At 43.2% G+C, this 17,018-nt stretch carries 13 protein-coding genes and 3 pseudogenes; 13 read left to right on the top strand and 3 right to left on the bottom strand.

Features of this window, described 5'->3' with window-relative positions:
* Nucleotides 1-76: 76 nt before the first annotated feature.
* Together JO375_RS00820 and JO375_RS00815 are read right to left on the bottom strand one after the other, a co-directional pair.
* Entirely contained in the window at nt 77-259 is a 183-nt protein-coding gene (locus JO375_RS00820) for an aspartyl-phosphate phosphatase Spo0E family protein (RefSeq protein WP_322098677.1), read from the bottom strand.
* 131 nt (nt 260-390) lie between these two features.
* Nucleotides 391-1,467, bottom strand: a complete 1,077-nt coding sequence (locus tag JO375_RS00815; RefSeq protein WP_322098676.1) for a GGDEF domain-containing protein — start codon at nt 1,465-1,467, stop codon at nt 391-393.
* 185 nt (nt 1,468-1,652) lie between these two features.
* On the opposite strand from JO375_RS00815, the pseudogene JO375_RS00810 reads away from it, so the two are divergent.
* Nucleotides 1,653-3,283: pseudogene (locus JO375_RS00810) on the top strand (ATP-dependent DNA helicase).
* The gene (locus JO375_RS00805) at nt 3,273-3,782 is read left to right on the top strand and encodes a MarR family winged helix-turn-helix transcriptional regulator (RefSeq protein ID WP_229522686.1); all 510 of its coding nucleotides are present in this window, start codon (nt 3,273-3,275) and stop codon (nt 3,780-3,782) included. Before JO375_RS00810 ends, JO375_RS00805 begins: the two are co-directional and overlap by 11 nt.
* Nucleotides 3,783-4,073: 291 nt before the next feature.
* Here JO375_RS00805 and JO375_RS00795 read toward each other — a convergent pair whose 3' ends face one another.
* A complete protein-coding gene (locus tag JO375_RS00795) occupies nt 4,074-4,271 on the bottom strand; it encodes an aspartyl-phosphate phosphatase Spo0E family protein (protein WP_229522685.1) in 198 nt (65 codons plus the stop codon).
* Between the two features lie 207 nt (nt 4,272-4,478).
* Here JO375_RS00795 and JO375_RS00790 point away from each other — a divergent pair, with 207 nt between their 5' ends.
* From JO375_RS00790 to JO375_RS00745, 11 genes and pseudogenes are all read left to right on the top strand, one after another.
* Entirely contained in the window at nt 4,479-5,435 is a 957-nt protein-coding gene (locus JO375_RS00790) for a nucleoside hydrolase (RefSeq protein ID WP_229522684.1), read from the top strand.
* Nucleotides 5,436-5,789: 354 nt separating this feature from the next.
* Nucleotides 5,790-6,395 (top strand): hypothetical protein, encoded by a 606-nt coding sequence (locus JO375_RS00785; protein WP_229522683.1) that lies wholly within the window; start codon nt 5,790-5,792, stop codon nt 6,393-6,395.
* Nucleotides 6,379-6,909, top strand: coding sequence for a hypothetical protein (locus tag JO375_RS00780; protein ID WP_322098679.1), 531 nt, complete (start codon nt 6,379-6,381; stop codon nt 6,907-6,909). Before JO375_RS00785 ends, JO375_RS00780 begins: the two co-directional genes overlap by 17 nt.
* Nucleotides 6,906-7,283 carry a DUF4280 domain-containing protein gene (locus JO375_RS00775; protein WP_229522681.1) on the top strand — a complete coding sequence of 126 codons (378 nt, stop codon included), beginning with the start codon at nt 6,906-6,908 and terminating at the stop codon, nt 7,281-7,283. The genes JO375_RS00780 and JO375_RS00775 overlap by 4 nt, the downstream gene beginning before the upstream one ends.
* A 51-nt stretch (nt 7,284-7,334) precedes the next feature.
* Nucleotides 7,335-10,121 (top strand): NlpC/P60 family protein, encoded by a 2,787-nt coding sequence (locus tag JO375_RS00770; protein WP_229522680.1) that lies wholly within the window; start codon nt 7,335-7,337, stop codon nt 10,119-10,121.
* Nucleotides 10,122-10,244: 123 nt separating this feature from the next.
* Nucleotides 10,245-11,696, top strand: coding sequence for an NADase-type glycan-binding domain-containing protein (locus JO375_RS00765; RefSeq protein WP_229522679.1), 1,452 nt, complete (start codon nt 10,245-10,247; stop codon nt 11,694-11,696).
* Nucleotides 11,697-11,755: 59 nt separating this feature from the next.
* Nucleotides 11,756-13,135 (top strand): NADase-type glycan-binding domain-containing protein, encoded by a 1,380-nt coding sequence (locus tag JO375_RS00760; protein WP_229522678.1) that lies wholly within the window; start codon nt 11,756-11,758, stop codon nt 13,133-13,135.
* Between the two features lie 160 nt (nt 13,136-13,295).
* Nucleotides 13,296-14,756 carry an NADase-type glycan-binding domain-containing protein gene (locus tag JO375_RS00755; protein ID WP_229522677.1) on the top strand — a complete coding sequence of 487 codons (1,461 nt, stop codon included), beginning with the start codon at nt 13,296-13,298 and terminating at the stop codon, nt 14,754-14,756.
* Nucleotides 14,757-14,863: 107 nt separating this feature from the next.
* A pseudogene (locus tag JO375_RS24905) lies at nt 14,864-15,040 on the top strand (NADase-type glycan-binding domain-containing protein); the annotation flags it as partial.
* 25 nt (nt 15,041-15,065) lie between these two features.
* A complete protein-coding gene (locus JO375_RS00750; protein ID WP_229522676.1) occupies nt 15,066-16,253 on the top strand; it encodes a hypothetical protein in 1,188 nt (395 codons plus the stop codon).
* A gap of 58 nt (nt 16,254-16,311) precedes the next feature.
* Nucleotides 16,312-17,018: pseudogene (locus tag JO375_RS00745) on the top strand (hypothetical protein); the annotation flags it as partial.

The raw sequence follows: 17,018 nt of genomic DNA, 5'->3' as shown, positions 1-17,018 counted from the left end.
CGATCGGATCAATACGTGTCGGGCAATGGACGCTTGTATAAAAAAGCTGCCCTGATGGGCAGCGATATAGCTTGCTCTATGAATGTGCCTGATTGTTCTGGTTTACCGTACGCTTGGTATGATGGTACTTGTCCATAATTCGGTCAAGCCTGGAGGATTTGTCCAATACACGTTCATCCTTCAATCCGTGTAAGTTAGCCATACGATTCAATTCGCGGCGTTCTTTTTCCATGAGTTTCTCCAATTGTTCGAGGTCCAAAAAGCCCACCTCCCATGTCGATTGTAAAACATGTCTTCACTAGCAGCATAAAGTTTCTATAAATGCTGTTATTTCCATTTTAGCACATTTTATTAACAATAATCCAGCCCCTTGACATTTAGCTACTAATATCATGGCTTTGCCAGTTCCACCCGATTGCGTCCTGAGCGTTTGGCTTCATACAGGGCGCTATCTACTTTCTCCATTAATTTCTCCGCTGCAATGGCAGGGAAACTGCCTGCTCCAATGGATACGGTCAAAGGGACGATGGTTCCGTCATTCAATTGGAATGGGCCATGTTCCACAGCTTTTCGAATCTTTTCGGCCAGGCTTGCTGCCCTCTCGGTATCGCAATCTCCAATCAGAATGGCAAATTCCTCTCCGCCTTTTCGCGAGGGGTATGCCCTCATTGTAAACTCCCGATTTAGCATAATTCCTAATTGGCTCAAGACGGTATCGCCGTTCAAATGACCATAGGTATCGTTAATATTTTTAAAATGGTCAATATCCAGCATAACGACGCCAAAGGGTTGTTTGGTAGCCTTGGAAGTATGAAAGACCTCTTCAAATAGCGCATCGAAAGCACGCGGACTGTATAATCCGGTTAAATGGTCGCGATTCGCAGCCTCTTCGAGCAGGTGAAAGGCCCGTTCTGTTTTTTTGATATGAGACATCATGAAATAAGTGAACAGACCGCCAAGCAACTTAACGGTTGTGACTATTGCAATCGTTCCATTATTGGGGGGATTAATCACAAGGAAAGCAGATAACAGCGACAAAACAGCAGCTCCAAGCACGGCTGACATCCATTTACGGAGTGTTAGTTTTTTTTCTCGAAGGAAGATAAGTGAAATGCCCAGTGTCATGAAGCAAATGACAGTAGCAGTCAGAGAAACATCTGTCCAACCACCGGTGATGTAAATATGGTACAGGCTTATGATCAGGGTGGTCAACAGACCGGATACGGTTCCTCCCATATAAACAGATATGATAATAGCCAATTGGCGCAGATCGACCACAAAATGCCCGTTGCTCCATAAACCAGTCATCATTAAAAGAATGCCAGACAGTCCCAACATTAAGCCGTTCATTACCTGATGCATATATTTATGTTTTTCCAGGTGACGTCCGTATTTTCGTGATAGCAGATTCCCAAAGAATAAGAAGCTCGTTAATAATGCAAAATTGTTAATTAATTCTTTTAACATAACTCTATCCTTTATGCTGTAATGTGAGTTGGACACTGCTGAGAACAAAGTAATAAGTCTCATTTCTATATTTCGGTAAAAAATAAGTGCAAGTGAATAGTAATTGTAGTAATTGTAGTAATTGGTTACAAACAATGCTTATGTCCCTTACGTTTCCTTTATTTTCGTGATAAAGTTAAAAGACTATGACCGGAACGGGTGATCGTATGGAGGAGTCAATTTACATATCGGTACGTCCACTTGTGGAATATGTGCATCGGAGCGGCAGCATTCACAGTGGCTTCCGTTCGAACAGCAGTATGGTGGAAGGAACTCGCGTGCATCAGGTGATCCAGAAAGGCTATAAGGAGCAAGAACGCAAAGAGGTGTATCTACGCACGGAAATCTCATACCAGGATGTCTTATTTGTCGTCGAAGGCCGTGTGACGGGTTCATTGAACTGGCTGGTGTATGGACGGTTGATGAGATCAAATCCATCTCTCTGCCCCTCGAAGAAATTCAGGGGAATGGCCAACCCGTACACTGGAAAACGATATCCACCTTGTTTCCTGCAATCAAGGCCATCGGCGAAGGGCTGGTGAGCCGAGTATATTATGTGACGGCTCGTATCACGACCCGTGCAGCTGCAGAAGAAGCATATGCCCACATGCAGGCTCAAGGGCTGCATATGCACGTAGCCACTTTGACTGCAAAGGATAAAATTTGCTTCAAGGACGAAAATGACTGTGATGCGGGAGCATGCAGCTTATGCGAGGGCTATTATGACCGAATTAACGGTGCGGTATCCGATATTTTGGCAAATGAGACATTAATGACCCGGGCGGTGATTGAGCGTTACGCGCGCAAGCACAGGGTATGCCCCTTTGAATTTTCACTGGATGTGGCGTATGCCTCGGATGGTATAATCAGTGATTATAACTACGTTTTCGATCCGCGTATGTCTTTGAAGAGACTGCTGGAGGAGCATAAGCGAAAAGGCGTTGTATTGGTGGACGAGGCGCATAATCTGGTGGAGCGCGGACGGGATATGTTTTCGGCTGACATGTCTATCAAGGGCTATAGCTCAGCTATTTATTTCTCCGCAACGTTGACGCCGCTTGGTTATTACCGGGATATGCTGGGAGTGAAGGAAGAGGATTATACGCTGCAGGTTGCTTCCCCCTTTCATCAAGAACAATGGGATGTACGCCTGTTGCCGCTCTCCATTCGCTATCGGGATCGTGAGCGCTCGAAAGGGGCGATTGCGGACATGCTGGTCGGATTGGCAGAGGAGCATCAAGGGAATATCCTCGTGTTTTTCCCGTCCTATCCCTATCTGCGCGAGGTATATGAGGAGTTCGTACATCGGAACGTACACGCAGATACGTTGGTACAGAGCCCCGGGATGACCGAACCGGAGCGGGATCACTTCCTGGAGGCGTTCCAGTCAGGACAGGAACGCACCTTGCTCGGCTTCGCCGTGCTGGGTGGCGTGTTTGCCGAAGGTGTCGACTTGCCGGGAGACCGCTTGAACGGGGTCGTGATTATCGGTGTGGGATTGCCGCAAATTGGCGCGGAGCGGGACGTGCTGCGGGAATACTTCTCAGGGCAAGAACGGAACGGCTTCAACTATGCGTATATATACCCGGGGATGAATAAGGTTCTCCAGGCAGGGGGCAGACTTATTCGCACAGAGCAAGACGAAGGCTTGCTGGTGCTGGTAGATGATCGGTTTGCCAAGGAGCCGTATGCTTCTTTACTGCCGGATGAATGGAGGAGCTATCGTTTGGTGGAACAAGCGGGATTAGGGAAGGAATGGACAGACTATGAATTTTAATTTTCATAATGACTCTATTCGTGGGGTGCTGCGCCGCTTTGGTCAAGAGGAGGCCGAAGTAGACAATATGGAGACTTTCGTGACTTTTGCGCGCCTGGCCAACAGTATTTTCAGAGAAATGGATACGGATCTTGCCAGGCTGGGTGCCTCACAGGGCCGAATCATCGTCCTTAGCCTGTTGCATTTTCATGCACCGCATCGAATGACGCCATCGGAGCTGGCTGAAAAGGCTGATGTCACACGGGGGACTATGACAGGGCTGATTGATGGGCTGGAGCGGGATGGCATGATCGAACGCGTGGCACACGAGCGCGACGGACGGATGGTGACCATCGGATTGAAGGAGGCCGGACGAGAGCTGCTACGGACGGTAGGCCCTTATTACACCAGGCTGATCCGGTCATGTATGACGGAGTTTACAGCACAGGATCATGAGACCATGAAGGCCTTGCTTTGGAAAATGAAAAGCGGTTTTGAGCGATCCTTTCCGAAAAGCTGAACGACTGATTTTGAGACAGGGGATAGGGGGGATAAGAAAAAGAGTTCGATTTTACCGGAGCTACGCTGAATGCATAACATTTCAAGGAGTCTGCCTTTACGAATGGTGTATTGGCCAGTGCCAGTCTGTTTGTGGTCCGGTTGGACCATTGCAAGCTGGTAGGCCCGGATTTTGCAGGCGCGAATATGGACGGTATCACGATTACGGGAGGGGACTGATCGTATACGAACTTGCGCCATCCAGATTTGGGAAAGCAGGATTTGCGAAGCAGGCCATAGCCGTGGCGCGCCCTTATGGAGCAAAGGTGGAGTGATCAGCTGCCCTTTTTTTTAGCTGTGCAAGGACTACATAGTGATCCAGGCGTTGGCTTAATTCGACCATGGAAGGGTCGGTGAAGGCCATATATTGTGCCTTTGCAACAAGCTCTTTCCGTAATTGTTCAATGATAGCATATAGGCCATCTCCGTCTGTATTCAGATTGGGTACCATGGGCTTGCACCTTCTTTCCTGCTGTGTATCAGATTATAAAAGAAGTTGCACAAAATTTAAATTATATGTGATTGGTAGAAATGTGTATTTTCACACAGATATCGACCGCTTTAGCGCATTTACGCCTGTGAAGCGATCAGTCATAATGAAGGGTGATTACCGACAAGAACACGCCTGTGTTACGGGGATAAAGGAAGGAAGAGACAGATGAGTCGGACAAACGTTTATTTTAATCATGATGGTGGAGTAGATGATCTGGTATCCCTGTTTATGCTGCTTCAGATGGAGCAGGTTCATTTGACCGGAGTATCGGTTATTCCAGCGGATGGCTACCTGGAGCCCGCAACGGATGCCAGCCGTAAAATTATTGATCGTTTTGGACAGAATAAAGGGCCTGTGGAAGTTGCCAAATCCAATTCACGCGGTAAGAATCCATTTCCTGCCGCTTGGCGTCTACATTCCTTCTATGTGGATGCATTACCTGTACTGAATGAATCGGGGCGAATGGAAGCGCCGCTTTCATCCCTGCCGGCTCATCAGCATCTGATCGAAAAGGTACGCGGAGCCGAAGGTAAAACGCTGTTGCTGTTCACCGGGCCGCTAACCGATCTGGCCCGCGCGCTGGATGAGGCGCCGGACATTGAAGCCAAGATTGAAAAGCTGGTATGGATGGGCGGCACCTTTGAAAAAGGGAATGTAGAGGAGCCGGAGCATGACGGCACAGCAGAGTGGAATGTATTCTGGGACCCGGAAGCGGCATACCGGGTATGGCAAAGCGGCATCACGATTGATCTGGTCGCGCTGGAGAGTACAAGCAAAGTGCCATTGACTCCAGCCGTGCGCAATCGCTGGGCTGCCGAGCGCTGCTATGAGGGCGTGGATTTCCTGGGCAACTGCTACGCAGGCTGTCCACCGCTTGTTTATAGCGAAACCAATTCAACTTACTATTTGTGGGATGTTCTGACCACTGCATCTGTCGGACGCCCGGACATCGTCAAGAAAAAGACGGTGCATTGCAGTGTTATCGCTGAAGGTCCAAGCCAGGGCAGAACGGTGGAGCAGGCGGAAGGTCGGCCTGTGAACCTCGTATATGATACAGACCCGGAAGCCTTTTTTACGTATATGACGGATTTGGCCAAGCTGGCTGCGCCCAAACGTTACTAAGGTGAGCATGTCTATACTTGCTGTTTGAAGTGACGATGCAATCCGTCTACAAGACTATATATCAAAACCTGTGACGTAACCGGTCACAGGTTTTTTATGTTCAGGCAGTCCGAGCTTTCTACTCCGATTTACCTATTCGCTTGCGCAAACCTTCATCTAATAGGTCTAGCGAGGAGGGGGTTTTTGAAAGGTATTGATTATATGAATGCACATTTATGAAAATAATCAATGATTTTCGAAGGTTTTCATCCCTTTATTTTAAATCTCATCATATGAGAAAAGTGTAATAAAATAGGTGTCTAGCACCAGTAATATCATGTAAATATTCTATATAATAGGTTTAGAGGTGGGATTATGAATAGACTGGAAGCACTAGAACACTTTCATAAGATCTATGCAGAAGAGGTGCTGAGGCAGAAAATACACCACGTAGCGTCTTTGTATGAACAGCGAAAAGAAGAGCTCATCTTCTCTTTTATTCAATCCTTTCAATGGATTTGTCAGCAGGCTAATCATATGGAGGAGTCCAAAGCCAGGATCGGATACATAACCTATTCCATGAGGCGTACCTATCTGGTGGATCGAAATTATAACTATATTATCGAAGCCTATGATAAAAGCTGGTTCTTTGATCCTGGGCCATGCCAAGGAGTCTATGATGCAGGATGGGCTTTCAGTTTTTGGGGAGAACTGGTAGATGAACTGAGCCAGCTTCGAAAACCGTATATGAATAAGGTTATTCAGCCCGATGTAGAGCGGTTCGCACTTCAGGCTGCGGAAGAATTTCATCAATATATTTTGCAGCTAGCCAAGGATGCTATAGGACAGGCTGTACAAACACCGGAATTTAAGGTGCTGAGCTGCGAGGATGATTTGGAAGTACGAATAGGGGAGTATAAAGGAATCAGTAAGGTGGTGTACTCAGCAGCCGATGGAATACTACATGATTCAACAGGATGATCGTATCACAGAGTATATGTATCCAGTAGAGACGAATCGAAGACAGTTATTGGAATGGGCAGAAAGTTCATCATTGCCTGATGAAGAGTCTGTTTTACAATTTTATGTATCAGGTGATGCCGACTATATTGATTATATAGGACATCCGGTATCTATCGTTTCTGAACAACTAAAGGAAATCTTTGATATATATCAAGCCGGATTAAGCTGGAAGCTGATTGTATTTGCCGATATACAGCGTATGCAGCAAACGAGGTATTGGCTGGCTAACCCGCCTGACCTTATGTGCTTATCACCACTTAGTGAATATCATAGAGACGGTACGCTAAGGAAAATCATTTTAGATGAAAATGCAGTGGAGAATCATAAGATATTCAAGGTTCAGAATGCCAATCATCATATCATTGTAGATCTGGATGTGGCTGAATGTATTTTGAAGTTTAATCTGACAGGCTTGAAATTACAAAAGGTCGATACAACGGGGCCGTCTATCCAAAGGAGAGTCCGAGAATGAGTGAGAGCTATGTAGTGGATGGGGCACAGATACAGTGCAGCTATGGAAGCCATACGGGCAGGTTTAGTGTTTCAGCTAACAGGGGGATTAGCATTGGCGATAAAATGCAGGCGAATATTCAGGATTTTCACCCGCAGACGCATATCCCTTCTTTCGGAATGTGCCGCAGTATGCATAATCCTGCAGTTTCTTCTGCAAACAAAGGTAATTCCGGAAAAGTCATTCCACAGCCCTGCAAACCGAGCGTTTCTATGCCTTGGTTGAATGGAAAGAAGGATGTATACGTAGATCAATCTCCGGCTCTTATGAGCTGTTCCACGAACTTATGCATGTGGTGTGGGAAAATTTCATTCACGACAGACGGACAGGAATAGCTACTCATTGTAGAAAGTGACATCACATGCTAAGACAAATGGGGGAGTAAGATGGGACTGGCAGGAACTGTGCTGACATATGGAAATATTAGAGTGAATGCACCGTATGAAATTGTCCGGCTGCTGGATTTTAAATTGACACAGAAGGTGAATGAGCACGGCAAGGTGTATATCACTGCTCTCATACCGGATGAAGATCATGCGAAGTATGACGGTTTAGCGCATGATGAGGATGTGCTGGAGGTATATGAGACGGATGGAGATCAAGGGACGGTTAGTATTTTTAAAGGAGTCGTCACCAATATTAGCATCGGATTCAAAAATGGCGTATATCACATGTACATAGAGGCTACCTCTTTTACATATTTGCTGGATCAACAACCGAAGAATCGTTCGTTTCAAAACAGAAATTTGACGTACTATCAATTATTCCGCGAGCTCGTAGATGCCTATCCACACGGGGATTTTATTGACCTGACGGACAGCGATAAAAAGCTGGATGAATTCACTATTCAGTATGGTGAGAGTGATTGGGAGTTTTTAAAAAGAATGGCCTCTCGCCTGCAAACCGGATTGATTGCCGAAATCACATCCGTGTACCCGAGACTATGGTTAGGTACCTCGAAAGAACAGGTGAAGGGTGAATTGCATAGTATTAATTTTACACTTCAAAAAACAAAGCCAGGTCCCAGGTATACATATGCTGAAGTGGAGGATACGAAACGCTTTGAACTTGGAGATGTCGTTGTATTTCAACGAAAGCATTGGATTATTGATCAGATTCATGCAGAGATGAAGCAAGGTCTCATGACTTATGATTATGTTCTGGTTCCGGAAGCAGGTATTCCGAGGGAACTTATACATAATCAGCTTATACAAGGAGCCTCTATTGAAGGAAAAGTCATTGATTTAGACAGTGAAGGAGAGTCGGTTAAACTTCACTTGTCCGTGGATGCTTTGCAATCCAAAGCAGAAGGCTGCTGGTTTTCTTACCCGACGATGTACACCGGGGATGGGATCGGTTGGCATTGCATGCCTGAGCTTGGGGATCATGTCCATTTGTATTTTCCGTCGAGCAACGAACAGGATGCTCATGTGGTTCAAGCTCTTCGCAAGAGAGACCACAAAGGAGATGAAATCAGCAAGCCGGAAAGAAAGTTGTTCCATACCAAAACTCAAAAAATAGTGAGGTTCGATGACAAAGAAGCAGCTTTCTCCACCCAGGAAGAAAAGATACTTGTGCGCTTAAATCCTGCCTCCGGTATTCACGTGTATAGTCATCACGATATTACCTTTTACGCTGATACAGACTTGGTGCTACATGGCAAAAAGGTACAGATGACCGCTACTCGCGAGCTGTCTTTGACGTGCAAAACCAGCTACATCCGAACCGATGGAACGCTTCATCTCAAGGCTGGCAAGCTGGTGAAAAATCAGGTGCCTGATGCAGAACTGAAAGCCTATAAATCCCTAATTCAAGAATTGAAGGGAAAGGGATATCCGCAATGGGTGCAAGATTTGCTGCTTAAATTTAAAAAAGACTACTATAAAGCCGTGGCAGCAGGTGACAAAAAGGCGGCCGAGGAAGCAGCGGCCAAGGCCAAGCAATTGCGTCAGCAGGTGGCAGAAATCGATCGTATGCCTGCCTGGGCCAGAGCGCAAATGCATGAATACACGTCCCAGTGGTGGGAAGCATATGGCGCCAACGATAAAGCCAAGCAAAAGCAGATGCATCTTCTCGCCAGCCAGCTACGTGACAATGTGCTAATCAACGAGCTGATTCGCGGGCATTCAGCTGACTCCTATCTCGATGCCAACCGGTTGGAGGAGCTGTCCGGGCAATACGCGGATGCGGCGCATAAGCTGACCGTAGACGATCAAAAGGCTATCACCAAGGAAGCGGCTGCTCTACGGAGCAAGTATGGCGTGAACAGCCTGCTTGCGAGAGAGAATTTGAACAAGCTGGCCAAGAAATATCCAGACAGCTTCTCGTACAAGCTACCTGCTACAGGGGATTGGGATCAGGAGCTTAACACCGCATTGCATGATTTTGCGAAAAAATACGGTCTGGAGAATAAGGGCTATGGCCGTGATGTGCTCGCAGTGTACCTGCATCAGGTAGCCAATGGTATTCTTCCATGGCCTAAAGTTAATAAGGCTGCAACGCCAACTGTTCCGACAACGACGACAACAACGAAACCGGAACCGGGCAAGAAGACGCCGACTACTCCTGATAAGCCAACGAAGGACAAAGCAAATGAGGAAATGAAGCCCACACCATCCAACAGTTCTGCTGACCAGAAAAGGAAAGCCATTGTAGAATTCGCCAAGAGGTTTTTAGGCAGAATCCCTTACTGTATGGATTCTAAAATTACAACGATGAAGCTTGATCCCAATCACCCTCCTGAATATATGGATTGCTCTGATTTTAGTTCCTCAGTGTACTTGACTATATTAAATGTGTATATAGGCGGCACTACAAGAGATCAAATCCATCGGGGGATAGAGGTTGATCACCAAGATTTACGCTCTAGGGGAAATTATAAAAATCTGAAGTTAGGTGACCTAATCTTATTTGATTGGGGGAATTGGGGAGAGCACGAATCCAAACCATTTATACCAGACCATGTAGGAATATATATTGGAGATGGAGAGTTCATTCACGAGCATGGTCGTGCACAGACTCGTCACGATATGAAGAACGATCACAAGCCATCTCACAATGTAGTAATAGATAAATTAGGAAAAGATTGGAAGGGTAATTACGGTCTTATTTATAAAAATGTTATAGCAGTTAGACGTATTATACAAGATGATGGCTCAATAATTAGCAAATAAGAAAGTCAAGTAGTATAAACGTCATAATAATATTTAATTCCAAGCTATTCGCTCGAGAGAAAATAGCATTGACCTGATTAATGGGTAGGCTTTATTAAGAACGGATGAGAAAGTGGTGAGAAAGTGAATTCTATAAAAATCATACTGGTTATTACTTTTGTAGCCATTATATCGGCATGTAGTGGGTTTAAAGGAGAGGAAGCTGTCACGTCTCCTCACCCCCAAGAAATATCATCACACAGGATAACACAAGAAAATAGAAATGTTACTGAAAAAAAAGCACGGTGGCTTTTAAATGGAGAAGAAGACCCATATCCGACTCAATTTTTGACCAATTTAGATGATCCTACAGGGAAGACCTATATACTAATCGATGACTTGGTAGATGCGATGCAAACTAAAGAAGAGCGAATAAAATATCGCGACTCCCAAGTAACTGTCAGTAGAGTATCAAATGATGGAAGTCGAATGGCGATCGTAAGAACAACCTCTGATATAGAAGAAGGGGACGAAAAACACATTCTTGAGGTATATGATCTGAACTCAGGAAAAAAAGAGTCCGAGTTAGAACTGCCTTTAACGGCTTACCCCGTAGTCTCTCCTGATTTAAATAAATATCTTTATGGGTTGAATGGGCAAGTGTATTTATATGATGCAGTAATGAGGAAAACGACAAAAATAGACCTTGGGAAACGTAAAATAGATTTAGGTATCATTAGTTCAGGATTATTTTCTCCAGATGGCACTAGATTCTGTTTTGAAGAAAGTGACCAACCAGGTATCATCATGCTGAATCTGTCCGGTATTAGTGGAGCAAAACGTTTACTTACAGGATCTAGGGCTTCGCTTTTGCAGTGGGATCAAGAAGATAAATTAATTTATACAATTTCTGAAGAGGACGACAATTACACAAAAGATGTCTATTCATTGGATATAGAGAGCGGAGAAAAAAGGTGGGTAACTAAAAGTACGGCACCATTTATACTATCCCCTGACCAAAAATTGGCGCTGTCCGCAGAATACGAAGCTTCAAAAATGTATCTGGTTCATCTGAGCGATGAAAGAAAAGAGGATATATCCTCTTTTACTAAAAATCAAGTAATACGCACGGTTCCAATACAGTGGATCGAAACAAAAACCAATTATATGAAGTATAGCAACAAGGTTAAAGTGAAAAGAATTACTGCCTCTTCTACGCTACCTAAACAGGGTAATCGTTCTTTTAATGTGAGCAATTTAACGGATGAAAATTATTCCACCTCTTGGTGTGAAGGAACCAGGGGAGGCGGAGTAGGGGAAACGGTAACTATAGATTTGGGTTCAACTCAAGAGGTAAGAGGTATAGATATAGCCGATAACGCCATGTGGGTTAATAATAAGTATTTAGACGTAAGTAAAATCAAAAAAATGAAACTTGATTTTTCGGATGGGCAATCTGAAGTGCTTGAGGGCAGTGACGTATATTTCAAGTTCGATGAGCCTATACGAACTTCTTTCGTTAAGATTACCATCCTGGAAGTGAAAAAAGGCGCGGACTTCCCAAATACTTGTATAGGTGAGCTGAAGTTATTGTGATTAGTTGTAGGAAACGAAAAAAAATTGCGGTGCTAATAAATAAAATTGCTTTGTTCGTCTTGATCTTTTCCATGCTAGGTGGGTGTATACAATCGAATGAGGGCCAAAAAGCGCAGGAGCAGAATGAAAGTCATGCTTCTGTCTCTCAGCCCAAGAAACTTCCTCCAGCAAAAGGGCCCATAAATTGGTTGTTGTTTGAAGCGGAAAATGGAAATATGCCTATGGATTATCTAGCTAATATGGATGATCCTACAGGTAATACCTATATTGATTTAGATGACATTATAGGTAAATTACATGCAAGTGAAGGTGAAGCGTATCCTGAATCTGAGTTGTATCTGGCTGGGTTTTCGGATGATGGCAGGCGCATCGCTTTATGTAGAGAGTCGCAGGATTTGGATTATTTAATCATCAAAATCTTTGATCTATCTACCACAAAGAAAATGTATGAATTTAAGGTGCCGAATAGGGACTACTCTGTTATGTCACCTGACTTACGCAAGTGTGTTTACACAGATGATGCTGCCGTTTTTTATTATATGAACCAGGGACAGAAAACTAAAGCATTGGGGCATTTAAATGATGGTCACTATCTCGTTCTTCCCGTTTTTTCGCCTGACAGTAACCAATTTGCCCTTGTAGATAGTAACCATAATATATTGGTCTATGACTTGTCCAAGAACAAGCTAATCCAAAAAATCAAGCTAGGAATAGAAGGAATACAGATTGAACAGTGGCTTTATAACGATCAATTGGTTCTTTCTTCATACGATAATGATAAGACTTATGTGCTCAATATCAGGACTGGGGAGAAGAGGTTACTAATGAAAGCCACTGCGTCTCCTGTTATAACCTTGGATAACCGCAGGATTGCTTATCTGAACTCCAAGGGTGAAATGCAACAACCAGACATCCAAACAGGTCTGCCTATAAAATATTCCAATGTATTCCACAGGATAGGCTATAACGTGTCCCCTACACAATGGGTACAAACAACAACGGATTTAATGAAATATCGAAAAAACATCACGGCACAAAAAATTATTGCTTCATCTACACTTCCGGACCAAGCAGGGAACTCCTATGCTGCCCGTAACATCATGGATGGGGATGCAAGCACAGCTTGGTGCGAAGGAGTCAAGGGAGATGGTGTTGGGGAGTGGATCAAAATTGATTTCGGCTCTATGCAAGAACTAAAGGGATTTGAGCTCATCAATGGCCTAGCTAAGTCATCTAATGCTTTCCAAGCAAATAATAGAGTTAAACGAATGAAACTGGAGTTCTCAAATGGACGGACCATGATGATAGATAATGATTTTATAAGAAACGAATTTCTTGATAACCCCGTTCATACCTCATTTGTGAAAATAACGATTGAGGCCGTAGAGAAAGGAAGCAAATATCACGATACGTGTATGTCGGAGATACGATTCTTCTAAGCATCCCTAACAAAGGAGAAGGCATATGAAGTGGAAAGAACCAACGTTTGGTGCAACACCTATGTTGAAAGCTTTAACAACCGCTAATGCACACAGGAAAGCAAAGGCTTTTTGGTCTGGTAGAAGGACTTCGTAGAGAGTGTAAAAGAGAGGAGAAATCATGCGTTATATAAAAGCGGCTTTAATTATTGTATTTTCAGTGCTGTTGTCTGCTTGTACAGCAACCACAGGGGGGGACGTTGTTACGTCTTCGCAGTCCCCCAATATACCATCAAGTAATGAAGTTAAGGTAAATCAGGATGCTGCAAAGGGGACTGAAAAGAAGGCAAGATGGCTTTTAAATGGTCAAGAAGGCGAAGAAGATCGAGTTCAATTCTTAACCAATTTAGATGATCCTACTGGAAAAACTAATATTCGTATCGACGACCTGATTGACACCATGCAAACTCGGGAAGAACGTATAAAATATCACGGCTCACATGTAGATGTCGGGAAAATAACAAGTGACGGCAGTCGTATGGCAATTACAAGAGATGTTTATGGGGAGCAACCAGAGGATCCACTCATTATTGAAGTGTATAACTTGGATGCGGGAAAAAAAGAACGAGAGTTTAAATTGCCGCCAACTGATCAATATCCTATTATCTCTTCTGATTTAAGTAAATATTTATATGTATTGAACGGGCATTTGTATTTATATGATGCAATAAGTAAGCGAACTACAGAAATGAAGACTGAAAAAGGCAAAGCAGACGTGATCCATGGGCATGGAGTGTTTTCACCAGATAACACCAAGTTTTATTTTGTGGATGATCAGCCAGGGATCGTAGTGCTTGATCTGTCTGGCAATAGTGGTACAAAGCGCCTGCTTGCAGGAACTGATGTCTCGGGTATTATGCAATGGGGTCAGGGGAACCAACTTATTTTTACTACTTATAAAAAGGATAATACTTTCATAAACGATATTTATTCACTAGATATACCCACTGGAAAAGTACAGTTTATAACTAAAAATGAAGGCGACTTTATTCTATCTCCAGATCAAAAAAAACTAGTATTGGCAGATGATGAGGCTGTAAAAATGTTCATGATCGATATAGCCAGTGGGAAAAAAGAAGATATTTCGTCCATTGTAAATGGAGAAGGAACCTGGGTAGTACCAATACAGTGGATCAATACAAAAACCAATTATATGAAGTATAGCAACAAGGTTAAAGTGAAAAGAATTACTGCCTCTTCTACGCTCCCTAATCAGGGGAATCGTTCTTTTAGCGTGAGCAATTTAACGGACGATAATAGTTTAACCCCTTGGTGTGAAGGATCTAAGACAGGCGGAGTAGGAGAAACGGTAACTATAGATTTGGGTTCAACTCAAGAGGTCAGAGGTATAGATATGGTCGATGGCACTATGTGGGTTAACAATAAGTATTTAGACATGAATACCATCCAAAAAATAAAACTCGATTTCTCGGATGGACAATCATTAGTGCTTGAGAACAATGACACACGTTTCAAGTTCGATGAACCTATACGAACATCATTCGTTAAGATTACCATCCTGGAAGTGAAAAAAGGCGCGGACTTCCCAAATACATGTATAGGTAAGCTGAAGTTATTGTGATTAGTTGTAGGAAACGAAAAAAAATTGCGGTGTTAATAAGTGAAATTGTGTTATTAGTCATGATATTTTCTGTTATATCCAATTATCTACAATAAAATAATAGAGTTAAACGAATGAAACTGGAGTTCTCGAATGGGCAGACCATGATGGTAGATAATGATTTTTTAAGTAATGAATTTCCTGATGGTGCCGTTCATACCTCATTTGTGAAAATAACGATTGAGGCAGTAGAGAAAGGAAGCAAATATCACGATACGTGTATGTCGGAGATACGATTCTTCTAAGCATTCCTAACAAAGGAGAAGGCATATGAAGTGGAAAGAACCAACGTTTGGTGCAACACCTATGTTGAAAGCTTTAACTACGGCTAGTGCACACAGGAAAGCAAAGGCTTTTGATCTGGCGGCAGAACAAAAGAAACAAAAATTGAATTACCCCGACTGGGCTCAAACCTGGATGCGTAAATACAAAGAGGATTGGTATATCGCTCAAGCCAACGGTGACGAAGCCGGCATGCGGAAAGCGCAAAAGCTGGCAGAAGGCCTTCGTAGCAAGCTCCGCGAAATGGCGACGATGCCCAAGTGGGCCCAAGAGCAAATGCAAAAAGAAACCGTTCGCTGGATGACTGCTGAGGCAAGCGGGAATATCAAGCAAAAGCTAGCTGCTGAGGAAGCGGGACGAGCTATACGAGAGAAATTGGGTCTGATTAATACGAGCACTAAAGTACCACTAGAAGAACCAGTTACCAACGAACCGAAGGATGAACCTACAAAGAATGTAAAGACCCCGGCTGGGAAATGGATACCTGCTGAATTCCAGTATAACGGTAGTTCTGAAGCCGAGAAAATGTTTAAAAGGCGGTCATTAAAATTCACTAAAATGCAATGGAATCAGGAAAAGATACACGGTTTGTGGGAAGCTACAAAAAAGATACAAGAAACATATCATATCCAGATTGATCCCCGTTTTTTGTTAGCAATTATTATTGCAGAAGGAACTGGAAGTTTTAACACTAGTAGTACAAATAGGGCGGCGGATGGTGAGCATGGTGCTGAAACTAATTATGCCAAAGATTTGATGAAAGCCAATAGTTTAATATTTGGAAAAATATTGGGATATATATACTATGGTCAGGAATTCAGACAAGCCGTAGTGAAAAACAATAAATTACGTGGTATTACAGGCAAAGGGGACGTATTTCAATATTGTAATTGGACCACTCCGGTCATTAGAATGAAATCAAAACAAGTCGATTGTGGTGAATACGCTAGCGATAACAAATGGGAGGAGAATGTGCAGAAAATCTATAACATATTTAGTGGAAATCAAGCTGTTAATTATGAACAATATCTGCTTAGTATTGATAAAAGTGTAACTCAAAAAATTGCTGTTTCGGAAGGTATTAAACTTCCTAATATTACATTTAAACCTGTGAAAAATGGTAATGATAGCAGGAAACATAAAACAGGGGAGTGGACTATTGTTGGCAACCGATAACTACAATTAGGAATGAGGAATAGAAATGTGCAAGCAAAGTTACGGTTATTTCATTATAATGCTTGTAATGATTTTGGGAGTAACTGCGTGCGGTTCTACAAGTATCAATAATTACAAAAGTGGGAAAACGGCTAGCGTAAAACTTAAGCAAGAGAGCACCGGGAACTATCGAGGTAAAGAAGTCGAAAAAGCCAAGAATGTTGCATCTGCTGATCCTAAACCCCTTCAGAATGAGGACTTTGAAATCTCATATCGGTCGCACAAAATTGATAAGAATACGGATATTAAAGAACTTATCCATAAGTGGGGTTACAGTGAGGGATACGACAGCTTCAATCGGGGATATATTAGTGGGAATGGAACCTACAGAAGATGGAACTTATCTTATCCTAACTATAAAGATTCAGAAATTCGATTTGTAGTTCTATCTAAGATCGAATTTGAAGGGGAGGAACCGGTTGATGGTGAAAGCTATCTAGTAGCTGTGAGCTTGGAAAATCCCAAGTTTGAAACTAAAAGAGGATTGAAAATCGGTGATACACTTGGCAAAGTACTGCAGCTCTATGGCCAACCCAGTGTCATAACAAATGGAAGTTTGCTTTACTCCAAAAATGGCTTGCATTTGAGTATTAATTGGGATACTAAAACAGAGAAAGTAAATAATATTTTTATTGAATATAACATGGAGAAATCCGTAAAGCAGCAACGTAGCGCTGATTATGTAGATGAAGATGCTCAGCCCGACCCTGATCTGGAACCATATAC

The sequence above is a fragment of the Paenibacillus farraposensis genome, assembly GCF_020736845.1.
In the GTDB taxonomy this organism is placed as follows: domain Bacteria; phylum Bacillota; class Bacilli; order Paenibacillales; family Paenibacillaceae; genus Paenibacillus; species Paenibacillus farraposensis.
The sequence above is the reverse complement of the archived record's forward strand: the minus strand, read 5'-3'. Positions and strand labels throughout refer to the sequence as shown.

Excerpts from the sequence above, each read along its gene's own strand:
- JO375_RS00815 (WP_322098676.1), bottom strand. The coding sequence starts at position 1,467 with ATGTTAAAAGAATTAATTAACAATTTTGCATTATTAACGAGCTTCTTA.
- JO375_RS00805 (WP_229522686.1), top strand. The coding sequence starts at position 3,273 with ATGAATTTTAATTTTCATAATGACTCTATTCGTGGGGTGCTGCGCCGC.
- JO375_RS00795 (WP_229522685.1), bottom strand. The coding sequence starts at position 4,271 with ATGGTACCCAATCTGAATACAGACGGAGATGGCCTATATGCTATCATT.
- JO375_RS00790 (WP_229522684.1), top strand. The coding sequence starts at position 4,479 with ATGAGTCGGACAAACGTTTATTTTAATCATGATGGTGGAGTAGATGAT.
- JO375_RS00785 (WP_229522683.1), top strand. The coding sequence starts at position 5,790 with ATGAATAGACTGGAAGCACTAGAACACTTTCATAAGATCTATGCAGAA.
- JO375_RS00780 (WP_322098679.1), top strand. The coding sequence starts at position 6,379 with ATGATTCAACAGGATGATCGTATCACAGAGTATATGTATCCAGTAGAG.
- JO375_RS00775 (WP_229522681.1), top strand. The coding sequence starts at position 6,906 with ATGAGTGAGAGCTATGTAGTGGATGGGGCACAGATACAGTGCAGCTAT.
- JO375_RS00770 (WP_229522680.1), top strand. The coding sequence starts at position 7,335 with ATGGGACTGGCAGGAACTGTGCTGACATATGGAAATATTAGAGTGAAT.
- JO375_RS00755 (WP_229522677.1), top strand. The coding sequence starts at position 13,296 with ATGCGTTATATAAAAGCGGCTTTAATTATTGTATTTTCAGTGCTGTTG.
- JO375_RS00750 (WP_229522676.1), top strand. The coding sequence starts at position 15,066 with ATGAAGTGGAAAGAACCAACGTTTGGTGCAACACCTATGTTGAAAGCT.